A 14,952-nucleotide genomic window follows, 5' to 3' on the forward strand; every position below is an offset into this window, starting at 1 on the left:
CCCCTGTGGGGCGAGGCCCACCCGATTCAGCTGATGTTGCGCGGCGGGTGTGGGACCGTGGGGCATGTCCGTCTCCCTCGCGCCGTTCCCGCTCGCCGAACTCGCCGAGTGGATGTCCGTCCAGCGCGCGTCCTACGTCGCGGACCGGATGCGCGCGGGCGACGACGAGGCCGCGGCGTTGCGGAACGCCGACGCGAACGACGAGCGACTGTTCCCGGGCGGCGTCCTCGCACCGGGCCACGACGTGCTGCGGGTCCTCGACGACGGGCGCCCGGTCGGCGTGATCTGGGTGGGGCCGCACCCGCAGGAGCTCGAGGGCGTCGCCTCCATCTGGGACGTCGAGGTCGACCCGTCGGAGCGCGGCCGCGGGTTCGGCCGCGCGGCGATGCTGCTGGCGGAGGAGCACGCCCGCTCGCGCGGCTACCGGGCGCTCGCGCTGAACGTCTTCGGCTTCAACATGACGGCGCGGGGACTGTACGAGTCGCTCGGCTACGAGCCGACGTCGCTCCAGATGCGCAAGGAGCTCGGCTGACCGGACGCGGAACGGGCTATGGCGTCACCGCGGGGCCCGGTTCGGGTCCGTTCGGCGTCGGACCGAGAGTCGAGTGGACGCAGAACGGCCCGAGGACCGGTCGGACGCGGCACACTCCTCCTCGCACGACGGGGTCAGCGGGACCGCCGCTGTAGGTTGGCAGCCATGCCCGATGACGACGTCCTCGACGCCCTCCGCGCCTTCGTCCGGGAGCGGGAGTGGGCGCAGTTCCACTCGCCGGAGAACCTCGCGAAGAGCATCAGCATCGAGTCCGGCGAGCTGCTCGAGTGCTTCCAGTGGGGCGGGAGCGACCTCCCGGCGGCGATCGAGGAGCTCGCGGACGTCCTGACGTACTGCTTCCTCCTCGCGGACCGGCTCGGGGTCGATCCCGGCGCAATCGTCCTCGACAAGCTCGAGAAGACGCGCGCGAAGTACCCGGTGGAGAAGGCGCGGGGTCGGAGCGAGAAGCATGACCGGCTTTGAGCTCGAGCGGCTGCCCTTCGACGGGGACCGGGTGCGCGCCTGGGGAGCCGCCGATCCCCGCCACCGCAACTGGCCCGTCGTCTACGTCCTCGACAGCGCCTCGGAGGTCTACGTGGGCGAGTCGCTCAACGCGGAGGCGCGACTGCGCCAGCACCTGGACTCGCCGGCCAAGAGCCGACTCGATCGCGTGCGGGTGGTCTTCGACGACACCTTCAACAAGTCGGCCTGCCTCGATCTCGAGTCGTTCCTCCTGCGGATGCTCGCCGGCGAGGGACGTCTGACCGTCCTCAATCAGAACGCCGGCATCACCGACGCCGACTACTTCGACCGCGCCTCTTACCGGGAGACGTTCGACGAGGTCTTCGAGGTGCTCCGCACCCAGGAGCACCTCTTCCAGCGGACGCTCCCGGAGATCGTCAACAGCGACCTCTTCAAGCTGTCGCCGTTCAAGGCGCTCAACCACGATCAGGCCGTCGCCGTAGAGGACATCCTCGAGGGGCTGTTCGCCGACCTCGAGTCCGGCGAGCGGAGCACCGTCGTCGTGCAGGGCGACCCGGGGACCGGGAAGACCGTCGTCGCCATCTACCTGCTGAAGCTCTTGCAGGACATCCTCCGGCACGATCCGGAGGAGCCGCTGGACGCCGACTCCGTCTTCAGCGAGTTCTTCACCCCGGGGCACGCCGAGCTGCTCGCGACGCTGCGGGTCGGACTGGTCGTGCCGCAGCAGTCGCTGCGCGGATCGATCTCGCGGGTGTTCACCCTCACGCCGGGGCTGTCGAAGGACCTCGTGCTGACGCCGTTCCAGGTCGGCGAGAGCGAGGAGCCCTTCGACCTCCTGCTCGTCGACGAGGCGCACCGGCTCAGCCAGCGCGCGAATCAGCCGTCGGGGCCGCTGAACCGGAAGTTCATCGACATCAACAAGCGCCTCTTCGGCGAGGACTCGCTGGAGCACACGCAGCTCGACTGGATCCGCGCGCGGAGCCGGCACACGATCCTGATGCTGGACACCGCGCAGACCGTGCGCCCGGCGGACCTGCCCGCGACAGTCACCCGAGCCGTTCTGGCGGAGGCGTCGGCCGCGGGTCGTCTCTACCCGCTCCGCTCGCAGATGCGCATCGCCGCCGACAAGGACTACGTCGGGTACGTGCGAGCCGTGCTGTCCGACGATCCGCCCCGCGCTCGCGAGGACTTCGGCGAGTACGACCTCCGCTTCTTCGACGATCCGAGCGAGCTGCGGCGGGCCGTCGTGCAGCGCGACCGGGAGCACGGCCTCTCGCGCCTGGTCGCCGGGTACGCGTGGAAGTGGGTCACGAAGACGGACAAGAGCGCGTTCGACATCGTGATCGGCGACGAATCCCTCCGCTGGAATCAGACGCAGCGCGACTGGATCAACTCCCCCGGCGCGATCGACGAGGTCGGCTCGATCCACACGGTGCAGGGCTACGACCTGAACTACGCGGGCGTGATCATCGGGCGGGACCTGCGCTACGACACCGTTTCGGGCCGCATCGTCTTCGATCGCGCGCACTCCTTCGACAAGAAGGGCCGCGAGAACAACAAGAAGCTGGGAATCACCTACAGCGACGAGGACCTGCTCTCGTACGTCCGCAACATCTACACGGTGCTGCTCACGCGCGGGATCAGGGGGACGTACGTGTACGTCTGCGACGAAGCGCTGCGCGAGCACCTGGCCCGCTGCTTCTGAGCGGGGAATCGCGGAGCCGCAGACGTTCGGAGTCAAACGACACGACGAAAACCAGTACAGGTATACTGCACCTGAACCGAATTCTGCTGACGAGAGGGCGAGCGTGGACGCCGCGACCGTGCCGGACCTGCTCGACTACCGCGGTCTGGCTGCGCAAGGCCTCACCCGATACGGCCTCGACGGCTTGATCCGGACGGGCGAGTTCGAGCGCATCGCTCCCGGCCTGTTCCTGCGATCGGGGCTCGCCGACGACACGACGGCGGCATGGATCGCGATCGCGGCGAAGAACGCGGACGCCACGCTGTGCCTGCTCACGGCGCTCTCGCTGCACGAGCTGACCGACGAGATCCCTTCTCGAAGCGACGTCGCTGTTCCACGCGGCGCTCAGACGGTCACCGTGCATCACGCCCTCCTCACCTGGCACCGGTTCGACGCCGGCACGTTCGGCGTCGGTCGCGGTGAACACGCACTCCCCGGCGGGATGTCGATCGGCCTCTACTCGGCCGAGCGCACCCTGATCGACGTCTTCCGGCTGCGGCACGTCTGGGGCACTGACCTCGCGCTCGGCGCGCTCAAGCAGTGGCTCCGCAGGCGGGGCAGCAGCCCGGGTGCGCTGCTCGCGATGGCTGAGGACTTCCCGATGGCGCGTCCCGCACTCCAGCAGGCGCTGGAGGTTCTTCTGTGAGCCCTGGTCCGCAGCACGGCACCCCGGCGGGAGACGCGATTCTCGCCATCCGCGCCTTCGCCCGGCAGTCCGGCGCGGACGTGCAGGAGCTGATGACCTTGTACGCGCTCGAGGGGCTGCTGGCGCGGATCGCGCTCTCCGAGTACCGCGAGGACTTCGTTCTCAAGGGCGGTGTGCTGCTCGCCGCATTCGCTACGCGCCGCCCGACGAAGGACATCGACCTCCAGGCGACCGGACTCGACGGTGACCCCGAGGAGGTCGCGGAGCGTGTTCGAGCGATCGCGGCGCTGGGGTGTCCCGACGGCCTCGTCTTCGACCCCTCCGCGGTCACCGCGACGACGATCCGCGACGAGGACGAGTACGCCGGCGTGCGAGTGAGACTGACCGCGCGGCTCGCCTCTGCGCGGTTGACCATCGGGATGGACGTGAACTTCGGCGACCCGATCTGGCCTGCGCCGCGCCTCATCGACCTGCCGCGCGTCGTTCCTCTCGGCCTCCCACCCGTGACAGTGCTCGGGTACCCGCTGACGATGGTGCTCGCCGAGAAGATCATCACTGCCGTCGACCGCGGTGTCGCCAATACTCGATGGCGCGATTTCGCAGACGTCCACGTGCTCACACGACTCCACTCGGTCGACGCAGGAGAGCTCCGCACCTCGATGACCGCTGTCGCCGAGTACCGCGAGGTCGCGCTGGCGCCCCTCCTGCCCGCGCTCGCGCCTATGAGCGAACGAGCGCAGCAGAAGTACCGCGCCTGGCGTACCCGCTCGCACCGTGACGGCGAGCTCCCCGAGGCGTTCGGCGACCTGCTCGGCGCGGTCGCGCGCTTCAGCGACCCGGTGCTGTCCGCCGCAGTGCCAGGTCGATGGAATCCTGTCGTCGCGACCTGGGAGTGACGGTGAGGCTTCGCTGCCGACCGGCGCGGGGATCCGGGACGACGAGGCTGCACGAGCCCGCGCTCGAGGTCGGTGTCGCCCGACGCGGTCAAGGGCCGGAGAACGCGACAGCGATCGCGCCGCTCGGGACGGAGGCGGCGGCGAGTGTGGCCGCGGCGCGGTCGGCGTCGCTCGTCAGGGTCACGGCGAGGTGGTCGGGGTCGGCGCGGAAGGCCGCGACGGGGACCGCGGACGAGATCGCGGTCCAGAGGCGCTCGGCGTCGTCGAGCCAGGGGCCCGGGGTGCCGCTGACGAGGAGCGCGCGGTCGGCGCTCTGGACGCTGACGTGGGGTGCCGGGGTGTCCGGGAGCAGGGCGGGGGCGCTCCGGGCGAGCGCGAAGGCGTCGGCGGCGGTCGCGCCGTCCGACAGGAAGAGGCTCAGGCCGCTCACGCGGTCCTCGCTGTCGTCGGCGGCGAGGGCGAGGGACTCGACTCGCGGGTCGTCCCGGAGCGAGAGCGCGGCGGCGATCCGGCCGGACGTGAGGTCCTCGTCGCCGGACACGGGCAGAGTGAGGTCCTCGGCGTCGAGGAGGATCCGCACGTCGCCCGTCGGGCGCTTCGCGGCGAAGGCGGCCAACCGGTCGGCGAGGGACGTCACGTCGGCGTCGGAGAGGTCCTCGCGGGCGACGACCTCTGCGCTGACTCCGCCGGTGAAGGGCATGTCCTCGACCGTCGCGAGCTCGAGGTCGGCGACCGCGTCGTCGCTGCCGAAGGTGCGTGTGAAGTCGGCGCGGAAGGAGTCACCGCTGCAGCCGGCGAGCAGGAGTACAGCCGTCAGGACGACGGCGGCCCGGCCGAGCCCGCGCACCCTCCCCTGTCTCATCGGGCCAGCGTACGTCCGGACCGCGGAGTGCACGGGGAGTGGACGGATCGCCCTCCGCGTGCTCGTCGAGCGAGGGGAGCGTGTCGATCCGGCGCGGAGGGTCCGGTGGGAGCCGTCGAGGCAGCCGTTGGTGACGGATCGATGCTGTGGCGAGTAGTCGGGGCCGGCACCCGCCGGCACGACGCCGGGCCGCCCGCGTCGAGGGCGGGCGGCCCGGGTCGTCAGCTCGTCGAGGGGACGGCGGTGGGATCGGCCGACGGGGCGGGCTCGGCGGCCGAGGTCGACGCCACGCCCCGGCCGAACGCCTGGCCCTGCAGGATCGCTCCGAGGTCGACGCCGGTCGCGGACTTGACGCTGTCGAACGTGGCCGAGAGGCTCGCCGCCTGCTCGCGGGCGATGTGGGTGGCCGCGGTGTCGCCGCCGATCAGGGTGATGGTGCCGACGTTCTGGTAGCCCTTCGCGAACTCCGCCATGAGGGAGGGCAGCTGTCCGATGAGCTCGCGGCCCAGGATCGCCTCCTGGTTCTCGCGGAGCGCTTCCGCCTCGGCCTGGATCGCGGCGGCGCTCGCCTCACCCTTGGTCCGGATGGCCTCCGCCTCGGCGGAGGCGTTCGCGCGCAGGGCCTCGGCCTCGGCGCCGGCCTTGGCCCGCAGAGCGTGGGCCTCCGCCTCGGCGCGGGCACTCACTGCCGCCGCCTCGGCCGCGGCAGACGCCTGACGCGCCTCCGCCTGGCGCTGGACGGCGTAGGCCTCGGCGTCGGACACCTGCTGCGCGACCTGGCGGTCGGTCTCGGCCTTCTTCGCGCGCCCGTAGGCGTCGGCGTCGGCCTCGGTCTGGCGCCGGTACTTCTCGGCGTCGGCCACGCGCTTGACGTCGGCGTCGAGCTCGGCCTGCCGGTTCTCGGCGCGCTGGACGAGGACGGCCTGCTCGCGCTCGGCGCGGGCCAGGTTCTCGGCCTGCTCGGCCTCGGCGTTGGCGCGGCCGACCTCGGACTTCGAGGCGGCGGTGTTCTTGTCGAAGGCGGTCTGCTCGATCAGGTTCGCCTCGTCGGTGGCGAGCTGACGGGCCTTGACCTCGCGGGCCGCGTTGATCCGGGCGACGTCGGCCTCGCGGCGGACGCGCTCGATCTCCTGCGCGCCGAGCGCCTCGATGTAGCCGTTGCGGTCGGTGACGCCCTGGATGGCGAAGGAGTCGAGGACGAGGCCCTGGGCGAGCAGGTCGCCCTTGATGCCCTCGGCGATCTCGTCGCCGAGCTTCTGGCGGTCCTGCATGACCTCCTCGACGCTGAGCTTCGCGACGACGCCGCGCAGCGCGCCCTCGAGCTGCTCGGTGGTGAAGACGTCGATCGACTGGTCCTGCGAGGCGAACCGCTCGGCGGCGGCGCGCACCTGATCCGGCGTGGAGCCGATCTTCACGAGGGCGACGCCCGCGAGGTGGATCGTGACGCCGTTCTTGGTCTGAGCGACCGGCTCCATCTTGATCTGCCGCGACCGCAGCGAGATGCGGTCGGAGCGCTGGGTCAGCTTGTTGACGAAGGCGCCGCCGCCGGTGATCACGGTCATGTTGGACGTCAGCCCGTCGTCGCCCTTCTGCTTCTTCCCGACGATCACGATGGCCTCGTCGGCCTGCGGGACCTGGTACCAGGCGCGGAAGATGAAGAAGCCGATGATGGCGAGCAGCAGCACGACACCGACGACGATGCCGGCGCCGACGACCCAGAGCAGATCAGAATTCATGGACGAGGGACCCCCTTCTCGGAACCCGCGCAGGGCGGGTTTCTGAGCGATGTACAGCTTCATCGTGGCACGGACGGGGTTCCCGGGCGTCGGCCGGACGGCGGATGCGTCGCCCTCCGCGCGGGACGAGCGCCGGTGCCCGGCGGGAGCACGCCGCGGCCGGAGCGACGGGCGACGAGCGGGCGGAGATGCCGTGATCACGGCAGGAGCGGATGCTGCAGGAACGATCACAGCGAGAGCGATGCGATGGCCGCGGTCTCAGCGAGAGGAGACTCAGCAGCGGGAGACGCCGGGAGGATCTGCCACTCTCGCGAGCAGTTCAGTGCTGGGGTACCTGGACTCGAACCAAGAACAACTGAACCAGAATCAGTCGTGTTGCCAATTACACCATACCCCAATGGTCATCCGGCGGTGAGGTCGGGACCAGGCGGCGACCGGAGTGGAACTCGGCGCCGAGAGACGACAGTACCCTACGGACGCACGCCGCTCAAATCGGCTCCGCGATCGTGCACGGCGAGGGCCTCCGACTCGGGGGCGGCCTCGCCGAGGCGGGCGCGGACGAGGTCGCGGTTGATCGCCGAGGCGACCTGCGCGCCGGAGCCGGCGGCGACGATCAGCTGCTGCGGGCCGGGCGCGGTGACCTCGCCGGCGGCGTAGAGGCCGGGGACGGAGGTGCGGCCGCCCGCGTCGACGCGGAGGAAGCCGTCGGGGTCGACCTCGGGGCCGGCCGGGTCGAGGTAGTCGAGGACAGGGACCCAGACCGGGCGGACGAAGGCGCCGGTGCGCGGGATCACGTCGCCGTCGGCGAGGGCGACGCCGGTCATCACGGCGCGCTCCCCCACCAGGTCGGCGACGGGGCGGCGCTCGATGCGGATGCCGATCGAGTTGAGCAGCGATTCGTCGGTGTCGCTGACCACGCCGACGCCGTTGGTGAAGACGATGAGGTCGGTCGACCACTGCGAGAGCAGCATGGCCCGCTCGGCGAGGTCGGCGGTCTCGCCGATCAGGGCGAGCGGCTCCCCCGCCTTCTCGTAGCCGTCGCACTCCATGCAGCTGTGCACCGCCGTGCCGTAGTAGGCGCGGAGGCTGGGCAGCGTCGGCAGGCGCTCGGACAGGCCGCCCGCGACGACCACCGCCGTCGCGAGCACGGAGCGGTCGGCCGAGCCGCGGACGCCCTTCGCGGTGACGACGAACTCGCCGCCGGAGCGCTCGACGGAGGTGACCATCGCGTTGTGCACCTCCGCCTCCTCGTACTGCTCGAGCTCGGCGCGGCCGAGGCGGCGCAGCTCGAGCGGCGAGACGCCGTCGCGGGTGAGGAAGCCGTGCGAGTGCAGGGTCGCCGCGTTGCGCGGGCGGTTGCTGTCGAGCAGCAGCACGCTGCGGCGCGCGCGGACGAGGTTCAGCCCCGCCGAGAGCCCCGCGGGGCCGGCGCCGATGATGACGACGTCGTAGTGGCCGCCCTGCACCTCCGCCACGATCAGCTCCGAGTGTCGGCGAGGCGGGCGAGGCGGGCGATCGACTCGGACTTGCCGAGGATCTCCATCGACTCGAACAGCGGCGGCGAGACGCGGCGGCCCGAGATCGCGGTGCGCAGCGGCCCGTAGGCGATGCGGGGCTTGAGGCCCAGGTTCTCGATCAGCGCGCCGGCGAGCGCCTCCTGGATCGAGGCGGTCAGCCACTCCCCCTCGGGCACGAGCTCGAGGGCGCCGATCGACGCGGCGAGCACCTCGCCGGCGTTCGCGGGCAGGCCCTTCAGCGCGTCCTCGTCGTAGGCGAGGGCGTCGGCGGTGGTGAAGAGGAAGCCGAGCATGCCGGGCGCCTCGCCGAGCAGGCCGATGCGCTCCTGCACGAGCGGGGCGGCGGCGTCGAGGACGGCGCGCTGGTCGGCGGTCGGCTCGCCCGCGAGGACGCCGGCGGCGATCAGATAGGGGATCGTCCGCTCGGTGAAGTCGTCGACCGCGAGCAGGCGGATGTGGTCGCCGTTGATCGACTCGGCCTTCTTGAGGTCGAAGCGGGCCGGGTTGGGGTTCACGTCGGCGACGTCGAAGGCGGCGATCATCTCGTCGATCGAGAAGACGTCGCGGTCGTGGGTGAGCGACCAGCCGAGCAGGGCGAGGTAGTTGACCAGGCCCTCGGGGACGAAGCCGCGGTCGCGGTGGTGGAAGAGGTTGGCGGAGGGGTCGCGCTTGGAGAGCTTCTTGTTGCCCTCGCCCATCACGTACGGGAGGTGGCCGAAGCGCGGGACGAAGGTCGTCAGTCCGATGTCGATCAGCGCGTGGTACAGCGCGATCTGGCGGGCGGTGGAGGGCAGGATGTCCTCGCCGCGGAGGACGTGGGTGATCTGCATCAGCGCGTCGTCGACCGGGTTCACCAGGGTGTAGAGCGGCTGGCCGTTGGGGCGGACGACGACGAAGTCGCTGAAGGAGCCGGCCGGGAAGGTGATCTCGCCGCGGACGAGGTCGTCGAAGGAGAGGTCGGCGTCCGGGACGCGCAGGCGGAGCGCCGGGCTGCGGCCCTCGGCGCGGAAGGCGGCGCGCTGCTCCTCGGTGAGGTCGCGGTCGAAGTTGTCGTAGCCGTGCTGCTTGGCGCGCCCGGCCGCCTCGTTGCGGGCGTCGACCTCCTCCGCGTTCGAGTAGCTCTCGTAGAGGTGGCCGGAGGCGAGCAGGCGCTGGATGACGTCGGTGTAGACGTCGCTGCGCTCGGACTGGCGGTAGGGGCCGTGCGGGCCGCCGACGCCGACGCCCTCGTCCCAATCGAGCTTCAGCCAGCGGAGCGCGTCGATGAGCTGCTCGTAGCTCTCCTCGCTGTCGCGCGCCGCATCGGTGTCCTCGATCCGGAAGACGAAGGTGCCTCCCGTGTGCCGCGCGTAGGCCCAGTTGAACAGGGCCGTGCGGATGAGGCCGACGTGCGGCGTCCCGGTCGGGGACGGGCAGAAGCGGACGCGGACGTCGCTCCCGGTCGCGGTCGTGAACGGGTGCGCGTCGTGGGCGCGATCGGAGGGCGGGGTGAGCTCAGACATACGGGGCGATTCTAGCGGCGGGGCGGGGAGGGGCGCCCGGACTGGACAGGGGGCTGCTCGGGCGTCGGTCGGGCCGCGGGATCCGATCCGGCTCGCGGGCGGCCGGCGCTCTTAGCGCGAAGCAGTGCTCCGCGTCAACGGACTTCTCGAACGGGAGGAGCAGTGGTGGCCTGTGCTCACTGCTTCTCCCCGGGGCCGCTCGACGACGAGCGCGTCGCACCCTGCCGCCCCGGACGCGCCAGCATGCCCGGAAAGGGGTCCCGATGAGCACGGTCGTTCTCGACACCGCCCTCTCACCGCTCGCCCCTGCGACCGACTCGCTGAGCGAGCCCGCCTCGCCGCGCGAGGAGAAGGACGCCCGCACGCTCTCCCTCTTCCACGCGGCGGCCGGCGCCGACGACGCCGAGGGGGCGCGGATCCGCGAGCGCATCGTGCTCGACCACCTCGGGCTGGCCGAGGCGATGGCGAACCGGGTGTCCCGCGGCGGCGGCGATCGCGCGGACCTCCGGCAGGTCGCCTACGTCGGGCTGGTCAAGGCCGCCCGCCGCTTCACCCCGGAGCGCGGCGACAGCTTCGCCGCCTTCGCCGTGCCCACCATCACCGGCGAGCTCAAGCGCCACCTCCGCGATCTCGGCTGGATGATCCGCCCGCCCCGCGGCGTGCAGGAGCTGCACCGCCGCTCGGCCGTCGTCGCCGACGAGCTGGCGCAGGAGCTCGGCCGCCACCCCAGCGACCGGGAGATCGCCCGCCGGCTCGGGGTCGAGCCGTCCGAGGTGGCCGACGCGCGCTCCGCCGGGCACCCGCTCTCGCTCGACGAGACGGTCGGCGAGACCGGCGTGCGGCTGGGCGAGACGCTCGGCGGCGAGGACGAGGACCTCGCGGCCATCGACCGCCGGCACGGCCTCGCCCAGGCGCTCGCCGAGCTCGAGAACGGCCAGCGCGAGCTGCTCCGGATGCGCTTCGTCGAGGAGATGACGCAGCAGCAGATCGCCGATGCGCTCGGCACCACGCAGATGCAGGTCTCGCGGCTGCAGCGCCGGATCCTCGCGCAGCTCGCCGACCGCCTCGGCGCCCCCTCGCGCAGTCATCAGCCGCCGAGCCGCGCGCGGGTCGCGTCGGTCGCCGTGGTCACGCCCGTCCACCCTGCTGCGCGGCTGCGGACCGCCTGAGGTGCGCGTCGGCGCGCGACGGCAGAGCGGCGAGCGCGTCGAGGACGTGCTCGGTCCGCACCGCGAGCAGCGCCGGATCGGGCTCGGACGAGAAGACGTCGCCGCGGCGGAGCGACGCGTCGGTCAGCACGACATGCGGGCCGCTGACCGGCGGGCCCCAGGCCTCGGGCGGCGCCGGTCCGAAGATCACGACCGACGGGATGCCGTACGCGGAGGCGAGGTGCGCGGCGCCGGTATCGACGGTGACGAGCACCTCGGCCGCGGCGACGACCGCTGCGAACTCGCTCAGGTCGATCGCGCCGGCCAGCACCTCGCCGGTGCCGGCGAGCTCGGCGACGCGGCGGGCGCGGTCGGCCTCGTTCGCGCCTCCGGTGTAGACGACGCGGTGCCCCTCGGCGGCCAGCGACCGAGCGACGGCGGCGAAGCGCTCCTCCGGCCACTCGCGCGAGCCGTAGAAGGCGCCGATGTGCACGATCGCGGCGCCGGCGACGGGCGCGGGCACGTCCGGGACGGCGATGCCGACGTCCTCGGGGTCGGCGTCGAGGCCGATCGAGTTGACCAGCCGAGCCCAGCGCGCGCGCTCCAGCTCGCCGTCGAGCCAGAGCGGGCGGGGGTCGTCGTGGCTCGCGTCGGGATCGAGGGCGGGCACGCGGAACTCGAGGCGGCGCTCCGGCTCGAGCGCGATCAGGGCGTCGCGCGACTCCGGGCCGTTGCCGTGCAGGTTGACGGCCAGCTCGATGCGGCCGGGCGCGACCGGCAGCGGATCGTCCAGCCCGCGCAGGGTCGGCACGAGGGCGTCGAGGCCGTCGATCAGGTCGACGATCGGCTCCAGCCAGGGCGTCGTCGCGAGAATCAGCCGGTGCTCGGGGAACCCGCGGCGCAGGGCCTTGAGGGCGGGGACGGCCACGAGGATGTCGCCGAGCTTGAGGGCTCGCAGCGCGAGGATCTCCGGGGTTCCGTCCGGGGCGGTGAGAGCGCGCACGGCGCCTCCTTCCTGTCGGAGGTCCCGTACCCCGCTCCGGCGACCTCAGACGCGCGGATCTCCGGCGAGCCGGGCGGCGGACGGCGGTCAGGCCCCGACGCGCCCGAGCGGACGACTTCTCCTCCCCCGCGTTTGGAACCCCGATCAGGGGGGTACGAGGGAGAGGTGAACGACTCGATCCAGACGGGCTCGGCGCACCGCACCGCGGAGGACGCCGCCGCCCCGCGTGCCCCGCGCCTGCGCGGGATCCTCTTCGACCGCGACGCGACCCTCGTGGTCGACGTGCCCTACAACGGCGATCCGGCGCTGGTCGAGCCGATGCCCACCGCGCTGGACGCGGTCGAGCGGGCCCGCGAGGCCGGACTCGCCCTCGGCGTCGTGACGAACCAGTCGGGCATCGCCCGCGGCATCATCGACCGTGCGCAGGCCGACGCGGTGAACCGCCGGGTGGACGAGCTGTTCGGCGGCTTCGACGCCTGGATGCTCTGCCCGCACGGCCCCGAGGACGGCTGCGGCTGCCGCAAGCCCGCGCCGGGCATGGTCCTCGACGCCGCGGAGTCCCTCGGACTGCCCGCCGACTCCCTCGCGGTGATCGGCGACATCGGCGCCGACGTCGGCGCGGCGGCGGCGGCCGGCGCCCGCGGCGTCCTCGTGCCGACCCCGGTCACCCGGGCCGAGGAGGTGGCCGCCGCACCGCTGCGCGCGGCGACGCTCCTCGAGGCGGTCGAGCTGCTCCTGGCGATGCAGCCGGACGAGGACTCCGAGTGACGCGCCGCGTGCTGGTGGCCCGGCTCGACAGCGCAGGCGACGTGCTGCTCTGCGGCCCCGCCGTGCGCGCGATCGCCGCCGACGCCGAGGTGCTGCTGCTCGCCGGTCCGCAGGGGGCGCCCGCCGCGGCGCTGCTGCCGGGGCCGGTGGCCGTGCGCACCTGGTCCTGCCCGTGGATCGGCGACGCCTCGCAGCCGGTCGACGCCGCGCTCGTCGCGGAGCTGCGCGCCATCGTCGAGGAGTTCGCCCCGGACGAAGCCGTGATCCTCACCTCCTTCCACCAGTCGCCGCTGCCGCTGGCCCTGCTGCTGCGCCTGGCCGGCGTCGCGCGGATCTCCGGCGCCTCCGTCGACTTCGCGGGCGCCCTGCTCGACGTGCGGCTCGTCCCCGGCGAGACGCTCGAGGAGGACCAGCCCGAGCCGGAGCGCGCGCTCGCCATCGCGGCGGCCGCGGGCTTCGCGCTGCCCGAGGGCGACGACGGGCTGCTGCGGGTCGATCGCGGCGGCGCTCTGCCCGCCGCGCTCGAGGGCGTCGGACCGTACGTGGTCGTGCACCCCGGAGCGGCGGTGCCCGCGCGCGCCTGGCCGTCCGAGAACGCGGCGCGCGCCGTCGAGCTGCTCGCCGACTCCGGAGTCGCGGTCGCCGTCACCGGCGGGCCGGGCGAGCGCGCGCTGACCGCCCTCGTCGCAGGAACCCGCGGCATCGACCTCGGCGGCGCCACCGACTTCGCCGGTGCGGCCGAGGTGCTCGCCCGCGCCGAGGTCGTGATCAGCGGCAACACCGGGCCGGCGCATCTCGCGGCGGCCGTCGGCACGCCGGTGGTCAGCCTGTTCGCGCCCGTCGTCCCGGCGATCCGCTGGGCGCCGTACGGCGTGCCGGTGGCGCTGCTCGGCGATCAGACCGCGGCCTGCGCCGGCTCTCGCGCCCGCGTCTGCCCCGTCCCCGGCCACCCCTGCCTCGCGGGGGTGAGCGCCGAGGAGGCGGTCGCCGCCGCCCACCGGCTCCGCGCGCTCCCGCGCCGCGACTCGACGACATCCACCACGACACCCACGGAGGCGCTCGCATGAGGATCCTGCTCTGGCACGTGCACGGCGGCTGGGCGGACGCGTTCGTCCGCGGCTCCCACGAGTACCTGCTCCCGACGACCCCCGCCCGCGACGGCTGGGGCCTCGGCACCGGCGGCCGCGACTGGCCGCGCACGATCGAGATCGCCCCGGAGGAGCTGCGCGACGCCGACGTCGACGTCGTCCTCCTCCAGCGTCCCGAGGAGCTCGCCGAGGCGGAGCGCCTGCTCGGCCGGCGGCTCGGCCGCGACGTCCCGGCGGTCTACGTCGAGCACAACACGCCCCGCGGCGACGTGCCGGACAACCGCCACCCGCTCGCCGACCGCGACGACCTCCTCCTCGTCCACGTCACGCACTTCAACGCGCTGATGTGGGACACCGGATCGACGCGCACCACGGTGATCGAGCACGGGATCAACGACCCCGGCCCCCTCTACACCGGCGAGCTGGCGCGCTTCGGCGTGGTCATCAACGAGCCGGTGCGCCGGCAGCGGGTGACCGGCACCGATCTGCTGCCGCGCTTCGCCGCGGTCGCGCCGCTGGACGTCTTCGGGATGAAGACCGAGGGCCTCGTCGGGACGCCCGGGCTGCCCGCCGACCGCCTCGACGTGCTCGGCGACGTGAAGACCGGCGCGATGCACGCGGAGCTGGCCCGCCGCCGGGTCTACCTGCACCCGTTCCGCTGGACCTCGCTCGGCCTCGCGCTGCTCGAGGCGATGCACCTGGGGATGCCGGTCGTCGCGCTCGAGACCACCGAGGCCGGCCGCGCCGTGCCGCCCGAGGCGGGCGCCATCTCGAACGACCTGGACGCACTGGCCGCCGCCGCCCGCGCGCTGATCGAGGACCCGGAGCGCGCTGCCGTCGCCGGAGCGGTCGCCCGCGAGGCCGTGCTCGCCCGCTACAGCCTCGGCCGCTTCCAGCGCGACTGGGACGAGCTGCTCGGCGACCTCACCCGCAGCCGGCCCGCCCGGCGCGACCTGTCCACCGCCGGAACCGCCGGAACCCGCGAAGGGAGCTCCCTGTGACCTCGACCCGTTCCCTCTCGATCGCG

14 protein-coding genes and 1 tRNA gene are annotated in these 14,952 nt (G+C 73.0%); 9 read left to right on the forward strand and 6 right to left on the reverse strand.

Annotation, left to right across the window (positions count from 1 at the left end; all coding sequences use genetic code 11):
• The first annotated feature begins 64 nt into the window (after positions 1 to 64).
• The 5 genes from GTU73_RS13870 (at position 65) to GTU73_RS13890 (ending at position 4,301) form a co-directional block, all read left to right on the forward strand.
• Entirely contained in the window at positions 65 to 532 is a 468-nt protein-coding gene (locus tag GTU73_RS13870) for a GNAT family N-acetyltransferase (protein WP_160090319.1), read from the forward strand.
• 165 nt (positions 533 to 697) lie between these two features.
• Positions 698 to 1,015: a nucleotide pyrophosphohydrolase gene (locus GTU73_RS13875; protein WP_160090320.1), complete on the forward strand. Its 318-nt coding sequence runs from the start codon at positions 698 to 700 to the stop codon at positions 1,013 to 1,015.
• A complete protein-coding gene (locus tag GTU73_RS13880) occupies positions 1,002 to 2,720 on the forward strand; it encodes a DUF2075 domain-containing protein (RefSeq protein WP_160090321.1) in 1,719 nt (572 codons plus the stop codon). The genes GTU73_RS13875 and GTU73_RS13880 overlap by 14 nt, the downstream gene beginning before the upstream one ends.
• A gap of 103 nt (positions 2,721 to 2,823) precedes the next feature.
• On the forward strand, positions 2,824 to 3,405 hold the full coding sequence (locus tag GTU73_RS13885) for a hypothetical protein (protein WP_160090322.1): 582 nt from the start codon (positions 2,824 to 2,826) through the stop codon (positions 3,403 to 3,405).
• On the forward strand, positions 3,402 to 4,301 hold the full coding sequence (locus tag GTU73_RS13890) for a nucleotidyl transferase AbiEii/AbiGii toxin family protein (RefSeq protein WP_208543669.1): 900 nt from the start codon (positions 3,402 to 3,404) through the stop codon (positions 4,299 to 4,301). Before GTU73_RS13885 ends, GTU73_RS13890 begins: the two co-directional genes overlap by 4 nt.
• 88 nt (positions 4,302 to 4,389) lie before the next feature.
• Here GTU73_RS13890 and GTU73_RS13895 read toward each other — a convergent pair whose 3' ends face one another.
• The 5 genes from GTU73_RS13895 to gltX form a co-directional block, all read right to left on the reverse strand.
• The gene (locus GTU73_RS13895) at positions 4,390 to 5,163 is read right to left on the reverse strand and encodes a hypothetical protein (protein WP_160090323.1); all 774 of its coding nucleotides are present in this window, start codon (positions 5,161 to 5,163) and stop codon (positions 4,390 to 4,392) included.
• A 221-nt stretch (positions 5,164 to 5,384) separates the two neighbouring features.
• The gene (locus GTU73_RS13900; protein WP_123737241.1) at positions 5,385 to 6,899 is read right to left on the reverse strand and encodes an SPFH domain-containing protein; all 1,515 of its coding nucleotides are present in this window, start codon (positions 6,897 to 6,899) and stop codon (positions 5,385 to 5,387) included.
• Between the two features lie 325 nt (positions 6,900 to 7,224).
• A tRNA-Gln gene (locus GTU73_RS13905) sits at positions 7,225 to 7,296 on the reverse strand.
• 73 nt (positions 7,297 to 7,369) lie between these two features.
• Positions 7,370 to 8,365, reverse strand: a complete 996-nt coding sequence (locus tag GTU73_RS13910; RefSeq protein WP_160091390.1) for an NAD(P)/FAD-dependent oxidoreductase — start codon at positions 8,363 to 8,365, stop codon at positions 7,370 to 7,372.
• A gap of 11 nt (positions 8,366 to 8,376) precedes the next feature.
• Positions 8,377 to 9,918 carry a glutamate--tRNA ligase gene (gene gltX / locus GTU73_RS13915; protein WP_160090324.1) on the reverse strand — a complete coding sequence of 514 codons (1,542 nt, stop codon included), beginning with the start codon at positions 9,916 to 9,918 and terminating at the stop codon, positions 8,377 to 8,379.
• Positions 9,919 to 10,181: 263 nt separating this feature from the next.
• On the opposite strand from gltX, the gene GTU73_RS13920 reads away from it, so the two are divergent.
• Positions 10,182 to 11,087, forward strand: coding sequence for a sigma-70 family RNA polymerase sigma factor (locus tag GTU73_RS13920; protein ID WP_160090325.1), 906 nt, complete (start codon positions 10,182 to 10,184; stop codon positions 11,085 to 11,087).
• Here GTU73_RS13920 and GTU73_RS13925 read toward each other — a convergent pair.
• Positions 11,047 to 12,069, reverse strand: coding sequence for a glycosyltransferase family 9 protein (locus tag GTU73_RS13925; protein ID WP_160090326.1), 1,023 nt, complete (start codon positions 12,067 to 12,069; stop codon positions 11,047 to 11,049). The two genes, GTU73_RS13920 and GTU73_RS13925, sit on opposite strands and share 41 nt — an antisense overlap.
• 165 nt (positions 12,070 to 12,234) lie before the next feature.
• Between GTU73_RS13925 and GTU73_RS13930 the strand changes: the two genes are divergently transcribed.
• Genes GTU73_RS13930 through GTU73_RS13940 form a run of 3 tightly spaced genes read left to right on the forward strand, consistent with a single transcriptional unit; the run spans position 12,235 to position 14,926 of the window.
• Positions 12,235 to 12,837 (forward strand): HAD family hydrolase, encoded by a 603-nt coding sequence (locus GTU73_RS13930; RefSeq protein ID WP_347877739.1) that lies wholly within the window; start codon positions 12,235 to 12,237, stop codon positions 12,835 to 12,837.
• The gene (locus tag GTU73_RS13935; protein WP_208543670.1) at positions 12,834 to 13,904 is read left to right on the forward strand and encodes a glycosyltransferase family 9 protein; all 1,071 of its coding nucleotides are present in this window, start codon (positions 12,834 to 12,836) and stop codon (positions 13,902 to 13,904) included. The genes GTU73_RS13930 and GTU73_RS13935 overlap by 4 nt, the downstream gene beginning before the upstream one ends.
• On the forward strand, positions 13,901 to 14,926 hold the full coding sequence (locus GTU73_RS13940; RefSeq protein ID WP_160090328.1) for a glycosyltransferase: 1,026 nt from the start codon (positions 13,901 to 13,903) through the stop codon (positions 14,924 to 14,926). Before GTU73_RS13935 ends, GTU73_RS13940 begins: the two co-directional genes overlap by 4 nt.
• The last annotated feature ends 26 nt before the right edge of the window (positions 14,927 to 14,952 follow it).

The sequence above is a fragment of the Rathayibacter sp. VKM Ac-2804 genome, assembly GCF_009866655.1.
Classification (GTDB): Bacteria; Actinomycetota; Actinomycetes; order Actinomycetales; family Microbacteriaceae; genus Rathayibacter.